The 20754-nt window shown below is 72.7% G+C and carries 21 protein-coding genes; 18 read left to right on the top strand and 3 right to left on the bottom strand.

Annotated elements, in window-relative coordinates:
- From DFH01_RS03375 to DFH01_RS03350, 6 genes are all read left to right on the top strand, one after another.
- A complete protein-coding gene (locus DFH01_RS03375; RefSeq protein ID WP_109868965.1) occupies positions 1–2052 on the top strand; it encodes a sodium:solute symporter family protein in 2052 nt (683 codons plus the stop codon).
- Positions 2053–2224: 172 nt separating this feature from the next.
- The gene (locus DFH01_RS03370; protein ID WP_109868964.1) at positions 2225–2545 is read left to right on the top strand and encodes a YggT family protein; all 321 of its coding nucleotides are present in this window, start codon (positions 2225–2227) and stop codon (positions 2543–2545) included.
- A 1-nt stretch (position 2546) separates the two neighbouring features.
- Entirely contained in the window at positions 2547–2837 is a 291-nt protein-coding gene (locus DFH01_RS03365) for a hypothetical protein (protein WP_109868963.1), read from the top strand.
- A gap of 47 nt (positions 2838–2884) precedes the next feature.
- On the top strand, positions 2885–4018 hold the full coding sequence (gene proB, locus DFH01_RS03360) for a glutamate 5-kinase (protein ID WP_109868962.1): 1134 nt from the start codon (positions 2885–2887) through the stop codon (positions 4016–4018).
- An 83-nt stretch (positions 4019–4101) separates the two neighbouring features.
- Positions 4102–5085, top strand: a complete 984-nt coding sequence (locus DFH01_RS03355; protein ID WP_109868961.1) for a Bug family tripartite tricarboxylate transporter substrate binding protein — start codon at positions 4102–4104, stop codon at positions 5083–5085.
- Between the two features lie 102 nt (positions 5086–5187).
- A complete protein-coding gene (locus tag DFH01_RS03350) occupies positions 5188–6690 on the top strand; it encodes an ABC transporter substrate-binding protein (protein WP_109868960.1) in 1503 nt (500 codons plus the stop codon).
- 49 nt (positions 6691–6739) lie between these two features.
- On the opposite strand, the gene DFH01_RS03345 is transcribed toward DFH01_RS03350, so the two are convergent.
- Positions 6740–7069 (bottom strand): hypothetical protein, encoded by a 330-nt coding sequence (locus tag DFH01_RS03345; protein WP_109868959.1) that lies wholly within the window; start codon positions 7067–7069, stop codon positions 6740–6742.
- 419 nt (positions 7070–7488) lie between these two features.
- Between DFH01_RS03345 and DFH01_RS03340 the strand changes: the two genes are divergently transcribed.
- From DFH01_RS03340 to DFH01_RS03325, 4 genes are read left to right on the top strand one after another with little or no spacing between them, the layout of a single operon-like run.
- Positions 7489–8754, top strand: a complete 1266-nt coding sequence (locus DFH01_RS03340; protein WP_109868958.1) for a glutamate-5-semialdehyde dehydrogenase — start codon at positions 7489–7491, stop codon at positions 8752–8754.
- 24 nt (positions 8755–8778) lie between these two features.
- Positions 8779–9078: a DUF1330 domain-containing protein gene (locus DFH01_RS03335; RefSeq protein WP_109868957.1), complete on the top strand. Its 300-nt coding sequence runs from the start codon at positions 8779–8781 to the stop codon at positions 9076–9078.
- A gap of 57 nt (positions 9079–9135) precedes the next feature.
- Entirely contained in the window at positions 9136–9999 is an 864-nt protein-coding gene (locus DFH01_RS28050) for a 2-keto-4-pentenoate hydratase (RefSeq protein WP_109868956.1), read from the top strand.
- 37 nt (positions 10000–10036) lie between these two features.
- Positions 10037–10741 (top strand): nicotinate-nucleotide adenylyltransferase, encoded by a 705-nt coding sequence (locus DFH01_RS03325; protein WP_233255940.1) that lies wholly within the window; start codon positions 10037–10039, stop codon positions 10739–10741.
- On the opposite strand, the gene DFH01_RS28630 is transcribed toward DFH01_RS03325, so the two are convergent.
- Entirely contained in the window at positions 10734–11132 is a 399-nt protein-coding gene (locus tag DFH01_RS28630; protein WP_158287601.1) for a hypothetical protein, read from the bottom strand. The two genes, DFH01_RS03325 and DFH01_RS28630, sit on opposite strands and share 8 nt — an antisense overlap.
- A 25-nt stretch (positions 11133–11157) precedes the next feature.
- Here DFH01_RS28630 and rsfS point away from each other — a divergent pair, with 25 nt between their 5' ends.
- The 8 genes from rsfS to DFH01_RS03285 all read left to right on the top strand — a co-directional run bounded on the left by rsfS (position 11158) and on the right by DFH01_RS03285 (position 19458).
- A complete protein-coding gene (rsfS, locus tag DFH01_RS28625; RefSeq protein WP_146216984.1) occupies positions 11158–11643 on the top strand; it encodes a ribosome silencing factor in 486 nt (161 codons plus the stop codon).
- A complete protein-coding gene (locus tag DFH01_RS03315; RefSeq protein WP_109868953.1) occupies positions 11597–12106 on the top strand; it encodes a 23S rRNA (pseudouridine(1915)-N(3))-methyltransferase RlmH in 510 nt (169 codons plus the stop codon). The genes rsfS and DFH01_RS03315 overlap by 47 nt, the downstream gene beginning before the upstream one ends.
- A gap of 73 nt (positions 12107–12179) precedes the next feature.
- Positions 12180–12857, top strand: coding sequence for an NnrU family protein (locus tag DFH01_RS03310; protein WP_158287600.1), 678 nt, complete (start codon positions 12180–12182; stop codon positions 12855–12857).
- A 113-nt stretch (positions 12858–12970) separates the two neighbouring features.
- The gene (locus DFH01_RS03305) at positions 12971–13831 is read left to right on the top strand and encodes an ion transporter (protein ID WP_109868951.1); all 861 of its coding nucleotides are present in this window, start codon (positions 12971–12973) and stop codon (positions 13829–13831) included.
- 52 nt (positions 13832–13883) lie between these two features.
- On the top strand, positions 13884–15413 hold the full coding sequence (gene gpmI, locus DFH01_RS03300) for a 2,3-bisphosphoglycerate-independent phosphoglycerate mutase (RefSeq protein ID WP_233255939.1): 1530 nt from the start codon (positions 13884–13886) through the stop codon (positions 15411–15413).
- A 101-nt stretch (positions 15414–15514) separates the two neighbouring features.
- The gene (locus DFH01_RS03295) at positions 15515–16756 is read left to right on the top strand and encodes a murein hydrolase activator EnvC family protein (protein ID WP_146216983.1); all 1242 of its coding nucleotides are present in this window, start codon (positions 15515–15517) and stop codon (positions 16754–16756) included.
- Between the two features lie 191 nt (positions 16757–16947).
- Entirely contained in the window at positions 16948–18324 is a 1377-nt protein-coding gene (locus DFH01_RS03290) for a S41 family peptidase (RefSeq protein ID WP_109868948.1), read from the top strand.
- 39 nt (positions 18325–18363) lie between these two features.
- A complete protein-coding gene (locus DFH01_RS03285) occupies positions 18364–19458 on the top strand; it encodes a divergent polysaccharide deacetylase family protein (protein ID WP_109868947.1) in 1095 nt (364 codons plus the stop codon).
- Positions 19459–19467: 9 nt separating this feature from the next.
- Here DFH01_RS03285 and DFH01_RS03280 read toward each other — a convergent pair whose 3' ends face one another.
- Entirely contained in the window at positions 19468–20697 is a 1230-nt protein-coding gene (locus tag DFH01_RS03280; protein ID WP_109868946.1) for a multidrug effflux MFS transporter, read from the bottom strand.
- Between the last annotated feature and the right edge of the window lie 57 nt (positions 20698–20754).

Below are 20754 nucleotides of genomic sequence, written 5' to 3'. Positions count from 1 at the left end.
ATGAGCACCTCCACCAAGGAGAAGGATCCCTTCATCGCCTCGCTCGGCAAGATCTATGCCGGGTATACGGGCGGCTTCGCGGCCTTCGTCATCCTGATCGCCATCCTCGAGCAGATGGGGGTTCCGGACCGGATCCTCGGTTATCTCTTCGTCGGCCTGACGATCGGCGTCTACGCTTATATCGGCATCATCAGCCGCACCCAGGCGGTGGCGGAATACTATGTCGCAGGCCGGCGCGTGCCCGCGCTGTACAACGGCATGGCGACCGGGTCCGACTGGATGTCGGCGGCGAGCTTCATCGGCATGGCCGGCAGCCTCTACGCGCTCGGCTATGGCGGCCTCGCCTTCATCCTGGGCTGGACCGGCGGCTACATGCTGGTGGCGATCCTGCTCGCGCCCTACCTGCGCAAGTTCGGCCAGTACACCGTGCCCGACTTCCTGGGTGCCCGCTATGGCGGCAACGCGGCGCGCCTGATCGGCGTGATCGTGCTGATCACCGCGAGCTTCGTCTACGTGGTCGCGCAGATCGTCGGCGTCGGCATCATCACCCAGCGCTTCCTCGACGTCAGCTTCGGCGTCGCGGTGTTCGTGGGCCTCGCCGGCATCCTGGTCTGCTCGATGCTGGGCGGCATGCGCGCCGTCACCTGGACGCAGGTGGCGCAGTACATCGTGCTGATCATCGCCTACCTGATCCCGGCCTTCCTGATGTCGGCCAAGGTCACGGGCGTGCCGCTGCCGCAGCTGATGTACGGCTTCGCGCTGGAACGGATCGAGGGGCTGGAGAACGGCTTCCGCGCCGCCGGCATGACGCCGCCGCCCGGCGTCACCGGCTGGCACAGCGCGCCCTTCATCGGCGCCAACGGCCAGTTCTCGATGCCCGCGGCGGTGAACTTCTTCGCGCTGGTCTTCTGCCTGATGGTCGGCACCGCCGCTCTGCCGCACATCCTGATGCGCTACTTCACGACCCCGTCCGTGCGCGAGGCCCGTGCCTCCGTTGCGTGGTCGCTGTTCTTCATCTTCCTGCTCTACTTCACCGCGCCGGCCTATGCCGCCTTCGGCAAGGTGGAGATCTACCAGAACATCATCGGCCAGCCGATCGCGGCCCTGCCGGACTGGATCAAGAACTGGCAGATCATGTCGCCCTATGGCGTGCCGTGGATCAACATCGTGGACGTCAACCGCGACGGCATCGTGCAGTGGGGCGACTTCCGCATCCATCCTGACGTCGTCGTGCTGGCGACGCCGGAGATCGCGGGCCTGCCCTATGTGATCGCCGGCTTGGTGGCCGCGGGCGGCCTGGCCGCCGCGCTCTCCACCGCCGACGGCCTGCTGCTGGCGCTGGCCAACGCGCTGTCGCACGACGTCTACTACAAGATGATCGACCGCAACGCGCCGACCGCGCGCCGGCTGATCATCTCCCGCGTGCTGCTGCTCATCGTCGCCCTCGCGGCGGCCTGGACGGCAGGCAATGCCGGCGCGGACATCCTGTTCCTGGTCGCCTGGGCCTTCTCCATCGCTGCGGCCGGCCTGTTCGCCGCGCTGGTCATGGGCGTCTGGTACAAGAAGACCACGAACATCGCCGCCATCGCCGGCATGGCGGTCGGCTACGTCGCCACCTTCGGCTACCTGATCCACTCCGAGTGGTTCGGGCTGGATTTCATCCAGATCTTCGGCTCGAAGGACGCGATCGTCGCCGCTGCGCGCCAGGTGGGCACGATCAACCCGAACTTCATCTCGGAGGAACTCCGGGCCGAGGCTGCGGCGATCGTCGCCAACGCGGCGAATGTCCGGGACGGCGCGCTGGCCTGGTTCGGCAACCTCATCGGCATCCCGACGGATACCGTTGTGCTGCGCAACCGCGTGGTCGGCCGCCTCTGGGGCATCAACAACATCTCGGGCGGCATCATCGGCGTGCCGCTCTCCTTCCTCACCATCTGGCTGGTGTCCAAGTTCACTCCGGCGCCCAGCCAGGCGATGCAGGACTTCATCGACGACATCCGTGTCCCGCGCGGCGGCGTGCGCCTCGCGGATCAGCGGGAAGCCGTCGAGTAATTCCCCGCGACGACGCCTCCGGCGTCGCCACGGGGGCCCCGGAGGGTCCTGCCTTCCTGGGTCGAGCACCCTTCCGCGGCGAAGCCGCGGGAGGATTCCAGGGGGCGGCCAGTTGCGGCCGCCCCCTTTTTCTTGCACACGCGCCGCCGTCCGCGCGGCGCCTGAGGGGGCGATGCAGTCCTTCATCACCGACCACCTCGCCTTCTGGATCCCGATGTATGTCCTGGCGCTGACCGCCTGGGCCTGCATCGGCCGATTCCTCATGCAGGTCTTCGTGCCGGAGGAGAGCCCGAACTACATCTGGCGCGGCTTCCGCATGCTGACCGACTGGGCCGTGTGGTGCGCGCGGCGCCTGGTGCCGAGCTATGTCGGGCCGCGACTGCTGCCCCTGGTCGCCGCCTGCTGGCTGTTCGGCATCCGGCTCGTCGCCGGCATCATCCTCATCGGCGCGGGCCTCGCCCCGCGCCTCGTCCCGCCGCCGGGGGCCGGCTGAGATGAGCCCGCAGAACATCTTCGTCGCGACTGTCGGCATCTGCCTGGTCAACGGCCTAGTCAGCCCGATGCTCGGCGTCGTGTGGATGCTGCACCCCGTCTGGATGCCGGAGATGGTGCCGCTGACCAACGAGACGGTGTTCTACGGCGCCTCGCTGCTGGTCTCGACCACGACATTGCTGCTCTCGGCCGTGCCGGCCGCGATCGCCGAGCGCCTGGGGCTGACGCTGGAACACGCGATGTGGGTCTGGCTGGCCGGCGCGGGGCTGCTGCTGCTGCTCGGCCTGGGCTGACCCGCCGGCCTCCCGCTGCCGGCCGGCGCGTGCTAAGCGCGCCCGCCATGTCCCTGGCCGCATCCGAACAGCCCGATCTCCGCGCCGCGCGCCGCGTGGTGGTGAAGATCGGCTCCGCCCTGGTGGTGGACGAGGCCACCGCCGCGCCGCGGGAGGCCTGGCTCGCCGGCGTCGCCGCCGATGTCGCCGCGATGCGCGCGCGCGGCGCGGAGGTGATCCTGGTCTCCTCCGGCGCCATCGCGCTGGCGCGGCGCGCCCTCGGCCTGACGCGGCGCAAGCTGCGGCTGGAGGAGAAGCAGGCGGCCGCCGCCGTCGGCCAGATCCGCCTGGCCGGCGCCTGGGCGCAGGCGCTTTCCGCCGTCGGGCTGAACGCCGCGCAGCTGCTGCTGACGCTGGAAGACAGCGAGGACCGCCGGCGCTACCTGAACGCGCGCGCCACGCTCGGCACGCTTCTCGGGCTCGGCTGCGTGCCGGTGATCAACGAGAACGACACGGTCGCCACCACCGAGATCCGCTTCGGCGACAACGACCGCCTGGCCGCCCGCGTGGCGGAGATGGTGGAGGCCGATGTACTGGTGCTGCTGTCCGACATCGACGGGCTCTACACCGCCGACCCCCGCAAGGACCCGGCCGCCGAGCATCTCGGCGTGGTGCCGCAGGTGACGGACCGCATCATGGCGATGGGGGGCGAGCCGCCGCCCGGCTATTCCTCCGGCGGGATGCGCACCAAGCTGATCGCCGCACGCATCGCCACCGGCGCGGGCTGCGCCATGGCCATCGCCCTCGGCAAGGCGGATCGGCCGCTGCAGGCAATGGAGCAGGGCGCGCGCTGCACCTGGTTCCTGCCCGAGCCCGCCGGCCGGTCCGCGCGCAAGCGCTGGATCGCGGGATCGCTCGCGCCGCTCGGCACCATCGTGGTGGATGCCGGCGCCGCGCGTGCGCTGGCGCGCGGCTCCTCCCTGCTGCCGGCCGGCGTGCACGCCGTCTCGGGCGAGTTCCGGCGCGGCGATCCGGTCAGCGTGCGCGACGCCGAAGGCCATGAGCTGGCGCGCGGCCTCGTCGCCTATGATTCCGCGGATGCCGCGCGCATCGCGGGCCATCGCAGCGAGGAGCTGGAAGTCATCCTTGGCTGGCGCGGGCGCGACGAGATCATCCATCGCGACGACCTCGTGCTGCTCTGACCGCCCTGGCGGGCGGCGCTTCGTCGGGCGGGCGATCCGTGGGATAACGCCGCCGCAAACGAACCCAGCAGGGAGGAAAAAGCATGACCCAGCCAACCCTCGGCCGTCGCGGGCTGCTTGCCGGCACCGCGGCTGTCGCGCTGGCCAGCCCCGCGCTGGCGCAGTCCGGCTTCCCGGACCGCCCGGTGCGCCTCGTGGTCGGCTTCGTGCCCGGCGGCGCGACCGACATCTCGGCCCGTGCCATCGCGCCGAAGATGAGCGAGGTGCTTGGCCAGCCCGTGGTGGTCGAGAACCGGCCCGGGGCGGGCTCGAACCTCGCATCCGAGATCGTCGCGCGCAGCCCGGCGGATGGCCACACGATCCTGCTCGCCACGCTGGGCGCGCTGGTCATCAGCCCGATGATCATGCGCCTGCCGGTGGATCCGGCGAAGGACCTGGTGCCGATCTCGACGGGCGTGAACCTGTTCAACATCATGGTGACGCCGGCCGAGCGGCCCTGGCGCAGCCCGGCGGATGTGATCGCCGCGGCGAAGGCCAGGCCCGGCGAGCTGTCCTGGGGGCATAGCGGCATCGGCAGCGCGCCGCAGCTCGCCGGGCTGCTGTTCAGCCAGATGGCCGGGCTCGACACCATCGGCGTGGCCTATCGCGGCGGCGGCCTGGTGGTGACGGATCTGGTCTCCGGCCGGCTCGACTTCGGCTTCCCCACCGCGCCCTCGGTGCTGCCGCAGGTCCAGGCTGGCCAGGTGCGGGCGCTGGCCGTGCCGACGGCGCGCCGTTCCCGCCTGCTGCCGGATGTGCCGACCGTCGCCGAAAGCGGCCTGCCCGGCTACGACGTGCCCTCCTGGTACGGACTGGTCGCGCCGGCGGGCACGCCGGATGCGGCGCTGAACCGGCTGAACCAGGCGGCGGTGACGGCGCTGAACGATCCCGGCGTGATCGAGACGCTCGCGCGCGCCGGCCTCGAAGCCCTGCCCTCCACGCGCGCGGAGATGGCCCAGGCCCTGGTCGCCGAGCGCGAGAAGTGGGGCCCGGTGATCCGCAACAGCGGCATCCGCATCGAGGGCTGATCGCTTCCGCCCGGCAGGGTCACCGATCCTGCCGGGCTGCACCTCTGTTGTCCCGCCTGGCGGAATCGGTCAGCCTGACCTGCCCGCCGCAGGAGACAGATCATGCGTGCCCTTCGCCTCGCCGCTGCGATTCTTCCGCTGCTTGCCATGCCGGCGTTCGGCCAGACCACGCTGCGCATCGGCATCGGCGCCGATCCGAACCAGCTCGATCCCGCGCAGTCCAGCGCCTTCGTGGACCGCGTCGTCTTCGCGGCGATGTGCGACAAGCTGGTGGATGTCGGGCCCGACCTGCAGTTCCAGCCGGAGCTCGCGACGGCCTGGGAATGGGCGCCGGACGGCCGCGCGCTGACGCTGACGCTGCGCGACGGCGCGCGCTTCCAGGACGGCACGCCGGTGGATGCGGCAGCGGTGAAGGCGAATCTCGACCGCTATCGCACGGCGCGCGAAAGCCGCCGCCGCAGCGAGCTGCAGCAGGTCAGCGCGGTCGAGACGCCCGATGCGCGCACCGTGCGCCTCGTGCTCAGCGAACCCTTCGCGCCGCTGCTCTCCGTGCTGTCGGACCGTGCCGGCATGATGCTCGCGCCCTCGGTCCTGCCGATGGGCGAGCGCGTGAGCGAGAACCCCGTCTGCTCCGGCCCCTTCCGCCTGACGCGCCGCGTCGCGCAGGACCGCATCGAGATGGAGAAGCATGCGGCCCACTGGAACGCCGCCAACATCCATTTCGACCGGCTGGTCTTCCTGCCGCTCACCGACAACAACGTGCGCCTGCTGAACCTGCGTGGCGGGCAGCTCGACCTGATCGAGCGCGTCTCGCCCACCGACATCCCGACGGTGGAGCGCGACCGGCGGCTGCGCCTCGTCGCCGGCGCCTCGATCGCCTACCAGGCGATCCAGATCAACACGGGCCACGGGCCGGCGGCGCAGAATCCGCTCGGCACCGATCCGCGCGTGCGCGAGGCCTTCGAGCTCTCGATCGACCGCGCCATCATCAACCAGGTTGCGCTGGAAGGGCGCTTCACGCCGAACAACCAGCCGGAGCCGCCGGGCACCACCTTCCACTTCGCCGATCTCGCGCCGCCCGCACGCGATCCGGCGCGCGCGCGTGCGCTGCTGCGCGCCGCCGGCCACGACCGCGTGAGCTTCACCTTCCGCGTCCCGAACCAGCCGCTCGAAGCGCAGATCGCCGAGATCATCCAGGCGATGGCGGCGGAAGGCGGCTTCGACATCAAGCTCGAAGTCACGGAGGCCTCGACCATGGTCGCGGCGGCGCAGCGCGGCGACTTCGAGGCGACGATGAACATCTGGTCGGGCCGTCCCGATCCGGACGGCAATATCGCCTTCTGGCTGGCGACGGATGGATTCCTGAACCGCGGGAAGTATTCGAACGTCGCGCTCGACAGGCTGCTGGCGCAGGCGCGTGCGTCGACCGCCGTGCCGGAGCGCCAGCGCCTGTATCACGAGGCGGCGCGCATCTGGCTGGCCGAGCGGCCGTTCATGGTGCTCTACCACTACCGCTGGTTCTGGGCGATGCGTGCGGATCTGCAGGGCTTCGAGCCGCGGCCCGACGGCATCATCCGGCTGGCGGGCCTGCGACTGCCGCGTTGAGCCGCGGCGGGGCGGCGGGTTCGCCGCCGCCCCTGCGGGGCCGCATGGATCAGCCCCGCTCGCCGGCCTTGGCCATCAGCGCCTGCGTCGCGGGCGCGTCATACACCACGCTCATGTTCTCGCCGGAGCCGACCACGCGCGCGACGCGGCCCGGCTGGGCGTGCTGCGCGTCGAGCACCACGACCTCGGCGCTCTCGCCGGAGCCGACCGTGCGGGTCAGCGCACCACCGACGATGTTCTGGCTCGGGCTGCTGTAGACGACCGAGGCGTTCTGGCCGGTGCCGACCACGCGCGGGCCGGTCCATTCCTCCGCGGCGGCGGCGGTGCCGAAGCCGGCGGCCAAGGCGGCGGCGAGGGCGATGCGTGCATAGGCGTTCATGACTGGTCTCCTGTTCCTGGTTGTGTGTGCGGCCGTGCTTGCGCCTGTCCGCTTCGGCGCCGGTCCGGCTCTGCGAGTGCCGGCGTTCCGATGGGCTCAATCTGGCGCGGCGAGGTTTCGGCCGCGTGTCGCCAACGAACTCGCGTGCGACGGCGACGGATTGCGGAGGTTTCGCGTGCGACGTCCGAGTCAGTTCGCCGCGATGCTGCGATGGCGTAGTTCCATCTTGTCCTCCTTCGTGGTGGCGGGCCTGTATCCTGCCCGCCGTGACGCTTCGGCAGATGTGCCGCGCCCGGCGTCCCGCCCAATCGTGGGCATCCATCGCCTTCATTCGGCATCCGAATGGCCGCACAGGGTTGCGGCGGCGCTTCCCTCGCCCAGGGCCGCAGGCTAGGGATGGCACGCAGGAGAACAGGACCATGAACGCCCTCGCCGACGAGGCCACCCGCCTGCTGCAATCCGCCGCGCGCGACGCGCGCGAAGCCGCGCATGTGCTGTCCGTCGCGCCGCGACCGCAGAAGGACGCGGCGCTGCTGGCCGCCGCCGCCGCGCTGCGCGCGCGGATCGCAGAGGTGCTGGAGGCGAATGCGCAGGACCTCGCCGCCGCGACCGGTCTCACGCCCGCCTTCCGCGACCGCCTCGCGCTGACGCCGGCGCGGGTGGAGGCGATGGCGAAGGGCATCGAGGAGGTTGCGGCGCTGCCCGACCCGGTCGGCCGCGTGCTGGCGGAATGGACGCGCCCGAACGGCCTGGTGATGCGCCGCGTCGCGCAGCCGATCGGCGTGGTCGGCATGATCTACGAGAGCCGCCCGAACGTGACGGCCGATGCCGGCGCGCTCTGCCTGAAGGCGGGCAGCGCGGTGATCCTGCGCGGCGGCAGCGAGAGCCTGCGCAGCGCGCTCGCGATCCATGCCTGCATGGCGCAGGGCCTGCGCGAGGCCGGGCTGCCGGACGCCTGCGTCAGCGTCGCGCCCACCGCCGATCGCGGCTTCGTCGCGGCGATGCTGCGCGCGGCGGGGCTGATCGACCTGATCGTGCCGCGCGGCGGCAAGGGCCTCGTCACCCGCGTGATGGAGGAGGCACGGGTGCCCGTGCTCGCGCATGCGGAGGGCCTCTGCCACAGCTACGTCCACGCCGCCGCCGATCACGCCATGGCGCGCAGCCTGGTCGCCAATGCGAAGATGCGCCGCACCGGCGTCTGCGGCGCGACGGAGACGCTGCTGATCGACGCCGCCATCGCGCCCGCGCTGCTGCCCGCCATCGTCGCGGACCTGCGCGCGCTCGGCTGCGACTTCCGGGCCGATGAGCGCGCGCGCGCGGTCTGCCCGGATCTCCCCGCGGCGACCGAGGAGGATTTCCGCACCGAGTGGCTCGACGCGATCCTCTCCGTGAAGGTCGTGGAGGGCGTGGACGATGCGCTCGATCACATCCGCCGCTACGGCAGCGAGCACACGGAGGCGATCGTCACGCAGGACGAGGCCGCGGCGCGGCGCTTCCTCGACCGGCTCGGCTCGGCCGTTGGGATGTGGAACGCCTCCACGCAGTTCTGCGACGGCGGCGAGTTCGGCTTCGGCGCGGAGATCGGCATCGCCACCGGGCGGCTGCATGCGCGCGGGCCCGTGGGCCTCGAGCAGCTCTGCACCTATCGCTACCAGGTGCTCGGCACCGGCCAGACCCGGCCCTGAGATCGCGCAAGGAGGCGCATCGCCATGCCTGCCTATCTGATCGCCAATATCGAGGTCACCGACCCCGCCGGCTTCGAGCGCTACCGCAGCGCGGTGCCGGCGGTGATCGCGGCCCATGGCGGGCGCTACCTGGTGCGCGGCGGCGCGCATCAGGCGGTGGAGGGCAACCTGCCGCTCAAGCGGCTGGTGATCCTGGAATTCCCCACCATGGCCGCGCTGCAGGGCTTCTACGAGAGCGCCGACTACCGCCCGCTGCTGGAGCTCCGCCTCGCCAGCGCCCGCAGCGAGGTCGCCTTCGTGGAGGGCTACGCGCCGGCCGGATGACGATTCAGCCGCGCCGCGCCCTGCGCTAGACTGCGTCCGACCTGACCGGGAGGATCCATGCGCCCCATCCTCGCTGCCCTCTGCCTCGCGCTGCTGCCGGGCGTGGCCTTCGCGGCCTGCCCCTCGGTGCCCGAGGTGGCGCGCTTCGCCCGCGCCTTCCTGGACCGCAGCGCGCCGCCGCCGCCGCCGCTCTACCCGGACCTCTCCATGGCCGATGCGCTCTGCGCGCAGGACCGGTTCGTGGCGGTGCTCGCGCAGCCCTTCGGCGACCAGGTCGGCTGGAAGGTCGGGCTGACCAACCCGGTCATCCAGGGCCGCTTCGGCGTGAACCACCCGGTGGCCGGCGCGATCTTCCACGGCACCATCCGCGAAAGCTCGGGCGCCGAGCTGCCGGCGAATTTCGGCATCCTGCCGATCGTCGAGAGCGACCTGCTGGTCCGCATCCGCGACGAGGGCGTGAACACCGCCGGCGACGACCCGGTGGCGCTGCTGCGCCATGTCGAGAGCGTGATCCCCTTTATCGAGCTGGCCGACCTCGTCTATCCGCCCGACGCGCCCTGGAATGCGCCGATGATCGTCGCGATCAATGTCGGCGCGCGGCTCGGCGTGCTCGGCACGCCCATCCCGGCCGAGGCGACGCCCGATTTCGCCGCTCGCCTCGCCGCGATGACGGTGATCCTTTCCGACGACACGCGGGAGATCGCACGTGCGCCGGGCCGCGCCATCCTGGGCCAGCCGATGAACGCGCTGGCCTGGCTGGTGGCCGACCTGAAGTCGCGGGGCCGTCCGCTGCGCGCGGGGGAGTATGTCTCGCTCGGCGGCTTCTCCGCCCCGGTGCGGCCGGAGGCGGGGCGCAGCTATCGCGTGACCTATGACGGGCTGGTCGCGCAGCCCGTGCATGTGGACGTCCGCTTCCGTTGAGTTTTCTTGTGCCTTTGCCGCGCCCAGGCATCCTGGCGTGACACCCAACCACCGCGGCGACCGGCGCCGGCGCCGCATCGGGCTGCTCGGCGGCAGCTTCAATCCCGCGCATGCCGGCCATCGCCACGTTGCGGAGCGGGTGCGGCGCGCGCTCCGGCTGGACGAGATCTGGCTGATGGTCTCCCCCGGCAACCCGCTGAAGCCCCGCGCCGGCATGGCGCCGCTGGCCGACCGGCTGGCTTCCGCGCGCGCCATCGCCGATGGGCGGCGCATCATCGCCACCGACATCGAGGCAAGGCTCGGCACGCGCTACACCCAGGACACGCTGCGGGAGCTGCATCGCCGCTTCCCCCGCAGCCGCTTCGTCTTCGTGATCGGCGCGGACAACCTGGTGCAGCTGCCACGCTGGCAGGGTTGGACCCGGCTGGCCGCGCGCACGCCGATCGCCGTGCTGCCGCGGCCCCGCTGGACGCGGAAGGCGTTGGCCTCGAAGGCTGCGAAGCGGCTGGCGCGGCATCGGCGTCGCCCGGGCGCGCTGCTCGCCGGCCCGCCGCCCGCCCATGCGCCCTCTTCTCATGCGCCTTGGGCCTTCGTGCCGGCCGCAGAGCACCCGGCCTCGGCCACCGCCATCCGTGCCGCCGCGGCCCGGGCGCCCTCGCGTGCGCCCGCGCCACGCCCGGCCGCAATGCGCCGCGCCATGCCATCGCCGCGGATGCAGGCGGCGGCGCCGGCTGCTAGGTGAGGGCAGAGGCAGATCGATAGGAGGCGGAGATAGCCCGCGCGCCCAAGGCAAGTCCGGACACACTCAAGCCCGCGTCGCGTCGCGCGCCCGCCAAGGCGGCCCCGGCGAAGCCGAAGACCCCGGCGGCAAAGGCCGCCGCCCCGGCGAAGGACGGCACGACGAAAGCGGGCACGACGAAGGCCCCGTCCAGGTCGCCGGCGAAGAAGTCCGCCGCGCCCGCGAAGGCCGGTACGACACGGGCCACTACGGCGAAGGCTCCGGCCAGGCCGGCGGCGAAGACGTCCGCTGCGTCGGCCAGGGCCAGCACGGCAAAGGCCCCGGCCAGGTCGTCCGCGAAGAAGGCCGCCACGCCTGCCGCGAAGGCACCGGCGCCGAAGACGACGGCCGCCAAGTCGCGCGCCACGGCCAAGCCTGCCGTGAAGCCTTCCGCGAAGGCCGCCGCGCCGCGTCCGGCGCGCGCGCCGCGGTCCCGCAAGCCGAAGATCCAGCCTGCCCTGCTCGACCGCCTGGTCGAAGCCGCCCGCAAGAGCCTGGAGGACGACAAGGCCGAGGAGGTGGTGGTGCTCGACGTCACCGGCCGCGCCGACTACGCCGACCGCCTGGTGATCGCCACCGGCCTCGCCGACCGGCAGATCCAGGCCATGGCCAGCCATCTGGAGGACGCCTTCGAGAAGGAGGGGCTGAAGCTCCGCCGCGACGCGACCCAGGCCAGCCCGGACTGGGTGCTGATCGACGCCGGCGACCTGGTGGTCCACCTGTTCAAGCCGGAGGCCCGCCGCCTCTACGCGCTGGAACGCATGTGGGGCCCCGACAGCCCCGCCGCCGCCGCGCCGCAGGACCGTACCCCGCTGCCCGATGACGGCGCCGGCGGCTCGACCGCGACGGAGGAGGACGACGAATAGGCCCGCGACGCTGCTGGCCGTCGGGCGCCTCAAGCCCGGGCCGGAGCGCGCCCTGTTCGAGCACTACGCCGCCCGGCTGCGCCCCGCGCCCGTCGTGGTGGAGATCCCCGAGGCCCGCGGCAGCGCCGCCGAGGTGCGCCGGCGCGAAGGCGCCGCGCTGCTCGCCGCCCTGCCGGAGGGCTGCACGGCGGTGGCGCTCGACCTCGGCGGGCCGATGCCGGACAGCGAGGCCTTCGCCGCGCTGCTGGAACGCTGGGCCGGCGCCGGCCGCCCGCCGGCCTTCCTGATCGGCGGGGCGGAGGGGCTGGATCCAGCAGTGCTGGCGCGTTCGGAGCACCGGATCTCGCTCGGGCCCATGACCTGGCCGCACTTCCTGGTGCGCGGGATGCTGGCCGAGCAGCTGTATCGCGCCCAGGCGATCCGGCAGAACCATCCCTATCACCGGGCCTGGCGGCCGGGTTGAATCGCATCGCCCCGTTGCCGCGCGGCGCCCCGCCGGGGCAGGCTGCGCCATCGCCACGACGGAGCCTGCCCCGGTGACGCTGCTGATCCTCGCCGCCGCCCTCTGGATCTTCATCCATATCGGCATCTCCGGCACGCGCCTGCGGGATGCCGTGGTGGCGCGGCTCGGCGAGGGGCGGTTCATGCTGGTCTTCTCCGTCGCCTCCTTCGTCTCGATCTTCCTGCTCGTGATCGCCTGGCAGAATGCCGGGACGACCTTCCTCTGGGCGGCGCCGGGCTGGCTGCGCTGGATCCTGGCCTTCCTGATGCTGCCGGCCTTCGTGCTGTTCATGGCCTCCCACAAGCGCAACCCGACCGCGGTCGGCAACAAGGGGCTCGGCGAGGAGCCGCGCGGCGTCCAGCGCGTCACGCGCCATCCCATGCTGTGGTCCTTCGCGATCTGGGGCTTCGTGCATGTGCTGGGCAACGGCGACACGGCGAGCCTGGTGTTCTTCGGCGCCTTCCTCGTCACCGCCCTGGCAGGCATGCCCTCGATCGACGCCAAGCTCGCGCGCCGCAGCCCCGAGGCGTGGCGCGGCTTTGCCCAAAGGACCTCGGTCGTGCCCTTCGGCGCGATCCTCTCCGGGCGGAACCGGCTGGTGCTGTCGGAGATCGGCTGGATGCCGCCGGTGGTCGGGCTGGTGCTGTGGGCGGCGCTGCTGCATTTCCACCGCGGCATCTTCGGCGTGCCGGCCCTCATCCTGGGTGGCTGAGGCGGCCCGAAGGTCTGAATCGGTCCGCACAAGGCACGACAACACGCCCTTGAACTCTCCCGGCGGCCGCGCCATTCCCAGCGCCGCCGAAACTGCTGACAAAGCCGGGAACCATGCAGGAAGTCCTGACGCGCGCCGACCAGGGCGTCGATACCCGTGCGCGCCTCGCGCGGGTCATCCTCTCCCCGCTGTTCCAGCGGACCGTGGTCGGGCTCATCCTGCTGAACGCGGTGACGCTTGGGCTCGAGACCTCGAACGTCGTCATGGCGTCCTGGGGCGGGCTGCTGCTGGCGATCGACCGCGTGCTGCTGGTGATCTTCACGGCGGAGATCGCGCTGCGCATCTACGCCTTCCGTGGCCGCTTCTTCCGCGACCCCTGGGGCATCTTCGACCTTCTGGTCGTGGGCATCGCCTGGCTGCCCGCCACGGGGCCGCTTTCCGTGCTGCGCGCGCTGCGCGTGCTGCGGGTTCTGCGCCTGGTCAGCGTGGTGCCGAGCCTGCGCAACGTGGTGGAAGCCATGCTGGCGGCCCTGCCAGGCATGGGCTCCATCGTGCTGCTGATGCTGCTGATCTTCTACGTCGCCGCGGTGATGGCGGTGAAGCTGTTCGGCGGCGCGATGCCGGAGCAGTTCGGCGACCTCGGCACCGCCTTCTTCACGCTGTTCCAGCTGATGGCGATGGACGATTTCGGCAATGTGGTGCGCGAGGCGATGGAGCATAGCCCGCTGGCCTGGCTGTTCTTCATCCCCTTCTCCGTCGTCGCCACCTTCGTCGTGCTGAACCTGTTCATCGGCGTGATCGTCGAGAGCATCCAGACGCTGCGCGAGCAGCGCGAGAGCGCCGATGCCGCCGCCGCGCAGGTCGCGACGGAAGCCGCGCGGTCGGAAGCGCATCTCGACGCGCAGACCCTGCTGACGGAGATCCGCGCGCTACGCGCGGAGGTGCGGGAACTGCGCGCGGCGCGGCAAGGTTGACCCTGGCGGGCGCTGGCCCTAGCTGCGCCCGACCCTGCCGACGGACCGCGCCATGCCACGCCCTGCCCACCGCCCCGTGATGCTCGTCATCCTCGATGGCTGGGGCTGGCGCGAGTATGCGGCGGACAATGCGGTGAAGCAGGCCAGGACGCCCTGCTTCGACGCGCTTTGGGCGAAGGGGCCGCATGCCTTCCTGCGCACCTCGGGCCGCGATGTCGGCCTGCCCGAGGGGCAGATGGGCAATTCCGAGGTCGGGCACCTCAACATCGGCGCCGGCCGCGTGGTGATGCAGGACCTCGTGCGCATCGATGCCGCTTGCGAGGATGGCAGCATCGGCACGTTGCCGGCCTTCCGCACGCTGGTGGAGAAGGTGAAGGCGGGCAGCGGCAGGCTGCATCTGCTCGGCCTGCTCTCGCCCGGCGGCGTGCACAGCCACCAGGACCATGCCGTCGCGCTGGCCAAGGCAGCGACCGCGGCCGGGCTGCAGGTGCTGGTGCATGCCTGGACCGATGGACGCGACACCGCGCCCCAGGCCGCGCCGCAGTTCCTGGCGGATTTCGAGGCGAAGCTGCCGCCGGGCGCGCGCATCGCGAGCATCTGCGGCCGCTACTTTTCCATGGACCGCGACAAGCGGTGGGAGCGCGTGCAGCAGGCCTATGACGTGATGGTCAACCCGAAGGGCGCCCGCTTCGCCACCGCCCAGGAGGCCGTCGCGGCCGCGCATGCGAACGGGAAATTCGACGAGTTCGTGCCGGCGGCGGCGATCGGCGACTACACGGGCATGCATCACGGCGACGGGCTGCTTTGCTTCAATTTCCGGGCCGACCGCGTGCGCGAAATTCTCACGGCCCTGCTCGACCCGTCCTTCGACGGCTTCGTGGCCGACCCGACCGTGCGCTTCTCCGCCGCCGCGGGCATGACGGAATACAGCGCGGCGCTGAAGCCCTTCCTGCTGACGCTGTTCCCGCCGCAATCCATGGCCGACATCCTGGGCGAGGTGGTCAGCAAGGCCGGCCTGACGCAGCTGCGCATGGCGGAGACGGAGAAGTATCCGCATGTCACCTACTTCCTGAACGGCGGCGAGGAGACGCCCTACCCCGGCGAGGACCGCATCATGGTGCCCTCGCCCAAGGTCGCGACCTATGACCTGCAGCCCGAGATGTCGGCGCCGGAGCTGACGGAGAAGGCGGTGCAGGCGATCCGGTCGGGCAAATACGACCTGATCGTGCTGAACTTCGCCAATCCCGACATGGTGGGCCATACCGGCAGCCTGCCGGCGGCGATCAAGGCCTGCGAGACGGTCGATGCCGGGCTTGCGCGCATCGCGGAGGCGATCACGCAGGCGGGCGGGCGGCTGCTGGTCACCGCCGACCATGGCAATGCGGAGCTGATGAAGGACCCCGTCACCGGCGGCCCGCACACCGCGCACACCACCAACGCCGTGCCCGTGCTGCTGCACAACGCGCCGGCCGGCGCGACGCTGGCCGAGGGCCGGCTGGCCGACATCGCGCCGACGCTGCTGGCGCTGCTCGGCCTGGAGCAGCCTGCGGCGATGACCGGGACCTCGCTGCTGCGCGGGTAGCAATCCGGGATTGTTGCAGCCCGAAACGCTTGCTCACGCGCCGAAGCTTGCGGCGCGGCGTCCCGGAGGCGGACAATGCGCCTGTGCATGACACCGCCCGCATGATCCGCCTGTCGGCGGCGCTGCTCCTGCTGCACGGCCTCGCGGCTGCGCCGGCGCTGGCGCAATCCGCGCGCGAGGTGCGGGAGGCGGAGCGCATCGCGACCGAGCGGCGCCGCGCGGCGGAAGCCGCCGCGGCGGAGGCGCGCCGCCGCGCCGAGGAGGAGGTGCGCGTCGCCGACCGGCTGGTGGAGGCCGCCCGGACGGCGCAGGCGGCCGAGGAGGAACTCATCGCGACCCGGGCGCGCGCCCAGGCCGCCCGGAGGCTCGGCGACCAGGCGAGGGCCGCGATGCGTCAGCGGGCGGAGCAACTGCGCCCGGTGCTGCCGGTGATGCTGCGACTCGGGCTTTGGCCGGCCGAGACGGTTCTCGCGGTCCCTGCCGAACCGGAAGAGGCCTTGCGGGGCGCGCTGGTTCTGCGCGGCCTGGTCCGGCAGCTGGAAGAGGAGGCCGCCTCGCTTCGCGCCGCCCAGCGGGAGGCCGAGGCCGCGCTTGCCGAGGCGCGACGCGAGGAAGCCGCCCTGGCCGCCGCCGAGGAAGCGGCGCGGGCCGCCGCCACGACCCTGGAGGCCGAGCTCGAGGCGGCGCGCGGCGCGCGGGCCGAGGCCGAGGCCGAGGAGGATGCGGCGGCCGAGCGCGCCCAGGCGGCTGCCGCGCAGGCGCGCGACCTGGCCGAGGCCCTGCAGCGGCTGGAGCGGGAACGCGCCAGGCAGGAGGCGCGCGAGCGGGCCAGCGCAGCCGCCCGCGCCGCCGCCGAGGCCCGGCAGGCGGCGGAGGCCGCGCGGGAGCGACGCCTTGCGGCCGAGGCGGAGCGCCGCCGCGCCGCCGAGTCGCCCCGCGAGGCGGCCATCCCGGCCCCGCCGGCCCGCGGCGGGCGGGCCCTGCCGGTGGCCGGCCGCATCGTCACCGACTGGGGCGAGCGGGTGGCCGGGGGGCCGCATCGCGGCGTCACCTTCGCGGCCGCGGGGCGCGCCCGGGTGGTCTCGCCCTGCGCGGGACGGGCCGTCTATGCGGCGCCGTTTCGATCCTACGGGCTCTTGTTGATTGTGGACTGCGGCGGGGGATACCATTTTGTCCTGGCCGGCCTCGACCGGCTCGATACCGCGGCGGGGCGGCGGCTATTGGCGGGCGAGCCCGTCGGTGTGCTGGGGAGCGCTGGCAATGACGGCGCCACGCTCTATGTGGAGTTGCGTCGGAACGGGCAGCCGGTGGATCCGCGGCCCTGGTTCTCCGCGCGGGGGTAGCCTTCGGGTGATCGGCCCGGACGGATGTGGTTGTTTTTCAGGCGGCGTCGCGAGGCGTCGGCAAAGGATCGGGTGGTCGCATGAGCGGCAAGTCTGGACAGGGTTCGACGCGGCTGCGTGACGCCAGGGTGCCGAGCGTCGGCGCGGCGCAACCTGCGCCGACTGGCAGCCGCCGACGGCGGATGTTGCGCATGGGCGCAATCGGGGCGGCCTTCCTGGCCGGCGCGGTCACCGGCCCCTTCATCGCCCTGCCGACCTTCCAGGCCTGGGCGCAGGACAGCGGCCGGGGCGAGACCTATCGCCTGCTGAACCTGTTCGGCGACGTCTTCGAGCGGATCCGCGCCGAATACGTCGAACCGGTGAACGACCGCGAGGTGATCGAGGCCGCGATCAACGGCATGCTGCAGGGCCTCGACCCGCACAGCTCCTACATGAACCCGCGCAGCTTCCGCGACATGCAGGTGCAGACGCGCGGCGAGTTCGGCGGCCTCGGCATCGAGGTCACGCAGGAGAACGGCTACGTCAAGGTCATCTCCCCGATCGACGACACCCCGGCGGCCCGCGCCGGCGTGAAGCCGGGCGACCTGATCACCCACCTCAACGGCCAGTCCACCCAGGGCCTCTCCCTGCAGGAGGCGGTGGAGCAGATGCGCGGCGAGCGCGGCACGCAGATCCGCCTGACCGTTCGGCGCGAGGGCGAGCGCCAGCCCCTGGAACTCACCCTGACGCGCGACGTGATCCGCCCGCAGGTGGCCCGCTTCCGGCTGGAGGGCGGGGACGTCGCCTATGTCCGCCTCTCCGCCTTCAACGAGCAGACCGAAGGCGCGCTGCGCCGCGCCATCTCCACCATGCGCCAGCAGGCCGGCGGGAACCTGAAGGGCCTGATCCTCGACCTGCGCAACAACCCGGGCGGCCTGCTCGACCAGGCGGTGCAGGTGGCGGACGACTTCCTCGACCAGGGCGAGATCGTCTCCACCCGCGCCCGCCGGGCCGAGGATGCGCAGCGCTGGAACGCGCGGGCGGGCGACATCGCCCAGGGCCTGCCGATGGTCGTGCTGATCAACGGCGGCTCGGCCAGCGCCAGCGAGATCGTGGCCGGCGCGCTGCAAGATCATCGCCGCGCGGTGGTGATGGGCGTGAAGAGCTTCGGCAAGGGCAGCGTGCAGACCGTGATGCCGATCCCCGGCCAGGGCGCGATCCGGCTCACCACGGCGCGCTACTACACGCCCTCCGGCCGCTCCATCCAGGCGACGGGGATCGAGCCGGACATCGAGGTGCTGGCCGCGCGGCCCGACCCCAACGCGCCGCACCGCGACCGCGAGGCCGACCTGCGCCGCGCGCTGCGCAACGACAACGGCGACCGCCAGGCGGCGCAGCCCGCGACGCCGCCGCCGCCGCTGAACCTGCCCGCCGGCGTGCAGGAGCGCGTGGCGCGCGTGCCGGCCGAGGGCGCACCCGCCTTCGATGCCACCAAGCCCGAGACCGACCACCAGCTGCAGCAGGCCGTCCAGTTCCTGCGCAACCTCGCTGCGGCCCAGGGTGGCCCGCAGCGCCGCGCGCAGCGCTGAGCCGCCAGCCCGCTGACGCGTCCCGAACATGGTCGGGACATGAGGCTCCTCGGGCTGTTCTGGGCGGCGGTGCTGCTGGCCCTGGCCGGCGGCGTCGGCGTGCTTGCCTGGCTCGGCCCGCCGGCCGGGCCACCGCAAGCCGCCCTCGAAGCGCCTCCGGTAGTCCCGGTGCCGGCAGCGCCGGCTCCGGCGCCCACCCCGGCGCCCCAGCCCGTGGCCGCGCCAGCGCCGTCCGCCACCGCCGCACCGGCGGCGCCGCCGGCCGCACCCGAGCCCCCGCCGCTGCGCCTGGCCGAGGCGCGGACCGCGGCCGCCGATCCTGTCATCCCCCCGCCTGACGAGCAGCTGCTCGAAACTTCCCGCCACGGGCTCGTGCCGCGGCTGGGGCCGGGGGAGCGGACCTCCATCCGCACCTACGCCCGGCCCTTCGACCGCGAGGACCGGCGGCCGCGCGTGGGTATCGTCATCAACAACATCGGCCTCTTCGCCCAGCATTCTGAGGAGGCGATCCGCCGCCTGCCCGGCGGCGTGACGCTGGCCTTCAGCCCCTATTCGCTGCGGTCGGCGCCGCTGCTGGAGCGCGCCCGCGCGCGCGGGATGGAGGTGCTGGTCGCGCTGCCCCTGGAACCCCAGGGCTTCGGCGCGCAGGCCGATCCGGGCGAGCGCGCGCTGCTCACCAGCCTGACCGTCGGCGAGAATCTCGACCGGCTGGAATGGGCCCTGTCCCGCATCCGGGGCCAGGTGGGCGCCATCGGCGGGCTGGGCGGGATGCGCGGCGAGCGCTTCGCCGCCAATGCCGAGTTGCTGGGGATCATCCAGGCCTCGCTCACCCGTCGCGGCCTTCTTTACGTGGACCCGAGGCCTGGCGCGCCGCAGCCGGCGCGCGCCTTCGGCCGCAGCGTGGACGTGCTGCTCGACGAACCTTCCGCCGTGCGGGTGGAGGTCGAGCGCCGGCTGGCGGAGCTCGAGGATCTGGCGCGGCAGAACAACTCGGCCTTGGGCCTGGCGAACGACCCGGTGCCCTCGGTGGTCGCGGCGATCGCGGCCTGGAGCGCGGGGCTCGAGGCGCGCGGCGTGGTGATCGCGCCCGTCACCGTGCTGATCCGCCGCCCGGCGGAGCAGGCGGCGCGGTAGGCGGCGCGGTCACCGCCCGGCCACGCGGCGCACCGCCCGCAGCGCGAGATAGGCGCCGACGCCGCAGCCGGCCATGGTCAGCCCGGTGCCGATGCCGGCGCCGAACTCCACCAGCCCGACCACGAAGCTCATCAGCGCGCCGAATCCCATCTGCATCGCCCCGACCAGGGAGGAGGCGGTGCCCGCCAGCTGCGGCCGCGCGGACAGCGCGCCGGCAATCGAGCTCGGCTGCGTCATGCCGTTGCCGACCGCGACCAGCGCCATCGGCAGGAAGAAGACCAGGATGTGCGGCGGCAGGAGCAGCAGCAGCAGCGTCGCCAGCAGCGCGCCGCCGGTGCAGACCGCGACGCCCCACTCCAGCAGCCGCAGCGCGCCGAGCCGCGGGGCGAAGCGCCCGGCGATCCAGTTGCCGAGCGCGAAGGCGATGGAGATCGCCGCGAAGGCCAGCGCGAAGGCGACGGGCGAATAGCCCATGCCCTGCACCACGACATAGGGCGCGCCGCCAAGGAAGGCGAAGAACACCGCGGTGGAACTGGCGGTGAGCGCGGCATAGGCGCGGAAGGACGGCACCGCCCAGAGGCCGCGATAGGCGCCCCAGATCGCGGCGAGCCCCGGCAGCTTCTGCGGCGCGGCCAGCGTCTCCGGCAGGCGGAACCAGCTGGCCGCGGCCAGCGGCAGCGCGAAGGCGAGGCAGGCCAGCATTGTCGCGCGCCAGCCCGCCGCCTGTTCCAGCAGGCTGCCGAGGATCGGCGCCAGCATCGGCGCGATGGTCATGCCCATTGTGACATAGCCCAGCACGCTGGTCGCTTCCTCCCGCGACCAGACATCGCGGATCACCGCGCGCGCCAGCACCACGCCGGCACAGGCACCGATCGCCTGGAAGCTGCGCGCGACGACCAGGCCGAGCACGCCGACGCTCAGCGCCGCCGCCAGGCTCGCGACCGCATAGAGGGCGAGCCCGCCCATCAGCAGCGGGCGCCGCCCGAAGCGGTCCGACAGCGGGCCGTAGATCAGCTGCCCGAAGCCCACTGCCAGCAGGTAGAGCGTGACGGTGAGCTGGATGGTGGCGATCGAGGCGTTCAGGTCGCGCGCCATCGCCGGCAGCGAGGGCACGACGATCTGCATCGTGAAGGGGCCGAGGCCGATCATCGCGACCAGCAGCCAGATGGGCGGCCGGCGGCGGGTGGCGGCGGGCAGCGGGGCGGGCGCGGTGTCGGCGGGGATGTCGCGGGGGGTCACGGCGGCGGGAGGCTACTCCCGCACACCGCGTGGCGATACCGCCGGCACCCCCGCGGG

The organism is Falsiroseomonas bella (assembly GCF_003173615.1).
In the GTDB taxonomy this organism is placed as follows: Bacteria; Pseudomonadota; Alphaproteobacteria; order Acetobacterales; family Acetobacteraceae; genus Falsiroseomonas; species Falsiroseomonas bella.
The sequence above is the reverse complement of the archived record's forward strand: the minus strand, read 5'-3'. Positions and strand labels throughout refer to the sequence as shown.

What these genes read in the sequence shown, in the direction of transcription:
- DFH01_RS03355 (WP_109868961.1), top strand. Translation starts at nt 4,102, where the DNA reads ATGACCCAGCCAACCCTCGGCCGTCGCGGGCTGCTTGCCGGCACCGCG.
- gpmI (WP_233255939.1), top strand. Translation starts at nt 13,884, where the DNA reads ATGCCACGCCCTGCCCACCGCCCCGTGATGCTCGTCATCCTCGATGGC.
- DFH01_RS03340 (WP_109868958.1), top strand. Translation starts at nt 7,489, where the DNA reads ATGAACGCCCTCGCCGACGAGGCCACCCGCCTGCTGCAATCCGCCGCG.
- DFH01_RS03370 (WP_109868964.1), top strand. Translation starts at nt 2,225, where the DNA reads ATGCAGTCCTTCATCACCGACCACCTCGCCTTCTGGATCCCGATGTAT.
- DFH01_RS03305 (WP_109868951.1), top strand. Translation starts at nt 12,971, where the DNA reads ATGCAGGAAGTCCTGACGCGCGCCGACCAGGGCGTCGATACCCGTGCG.
- DFH01_RS28050 (WP_109868956.1), top strand. Translation starts at nt 9,136, where the DNA reads ATGCGCCCCATCCTCGCTGCCCTCTGCCTCGCGCTGCTGCCGGGCGTG.
- DFH01_RS03290 (WP_109868948.1), top strand. Translation starts at nt 16,948, where the DNA reads ATGGGCGCAATCGGGGCGGCCTTCCTGGCCGGCGCGGTCACCGGCCCC.
- DFH01_RS03335 (WP_109868957.1), top strand. Translation starts at nt 8,779, where the DNA reads ATGCCTGCCTATCTGATCGCCAATATCGAGGTCACCGACCCCGCCGGC.
- DFH01_RS03365 (WP_109868963.1), top strand. Translation starts at nt 2,547, where the DNA reads ATGAGCCCGCAGAACATCTTCGTCGCGACTGTCGGCATCTGCCTGGTC.
- DFH01_RS03345 (WP_109868959.1), bottom strand. Translation starts at nt 7,069, where the DNA reads ATGAACGCCTATGCACGCATCGCCCTCGCCGCCGCCTTGGCCGCCGGC.
- DFH01_RS03375 (WP_109868965.1), top strand. Translation starts at nt 1, where the DNA reads ATGAGCACCTCCACCAAGGAGAAGGATCCCTTCATCGCCTCGCTCGGC.
- proB (WP_109868962.1), top strand. Translation starts at nt 2,885, where the DNA reads ATGTCCCTGGCCGCATCCGAACAGCCCGATCTCCGCGCCGCGCGCCGC.
- DFH01_RS03285 (WP_109868947.1), top strand. Translation starts at nt 18,364, where the DNA reads ATGAGGCTCCTCGGGCTGTTCTGGGCGGCGGTGCTGCTGGCCCTGGCC.
- DFH01_RS03350 (WP_109868960.1), top strand. Translation starts at nt 5,188, where the DNA reads ATGCGTGCCCTTCGCCTCGCCGCTGCGATTCTTCCGCTGCTTGCCATG.
- DFH01_RS03315 (WP_109868953.1), top strand. Translation starts at nt 11,597, where the DNA reads ATGACGGCGCCGGCGGCTCGACCGCGACGGAGGAGGACGACGAATAGG.
- DFH01_RS03295 (WP_146216983.1), top strand. Translation starts at nt 15,515, where the DNA reads ATGATCCGCCTGTCGGCGGCGCTGCTCCTGCTGCACGGCCTCGCGGCT.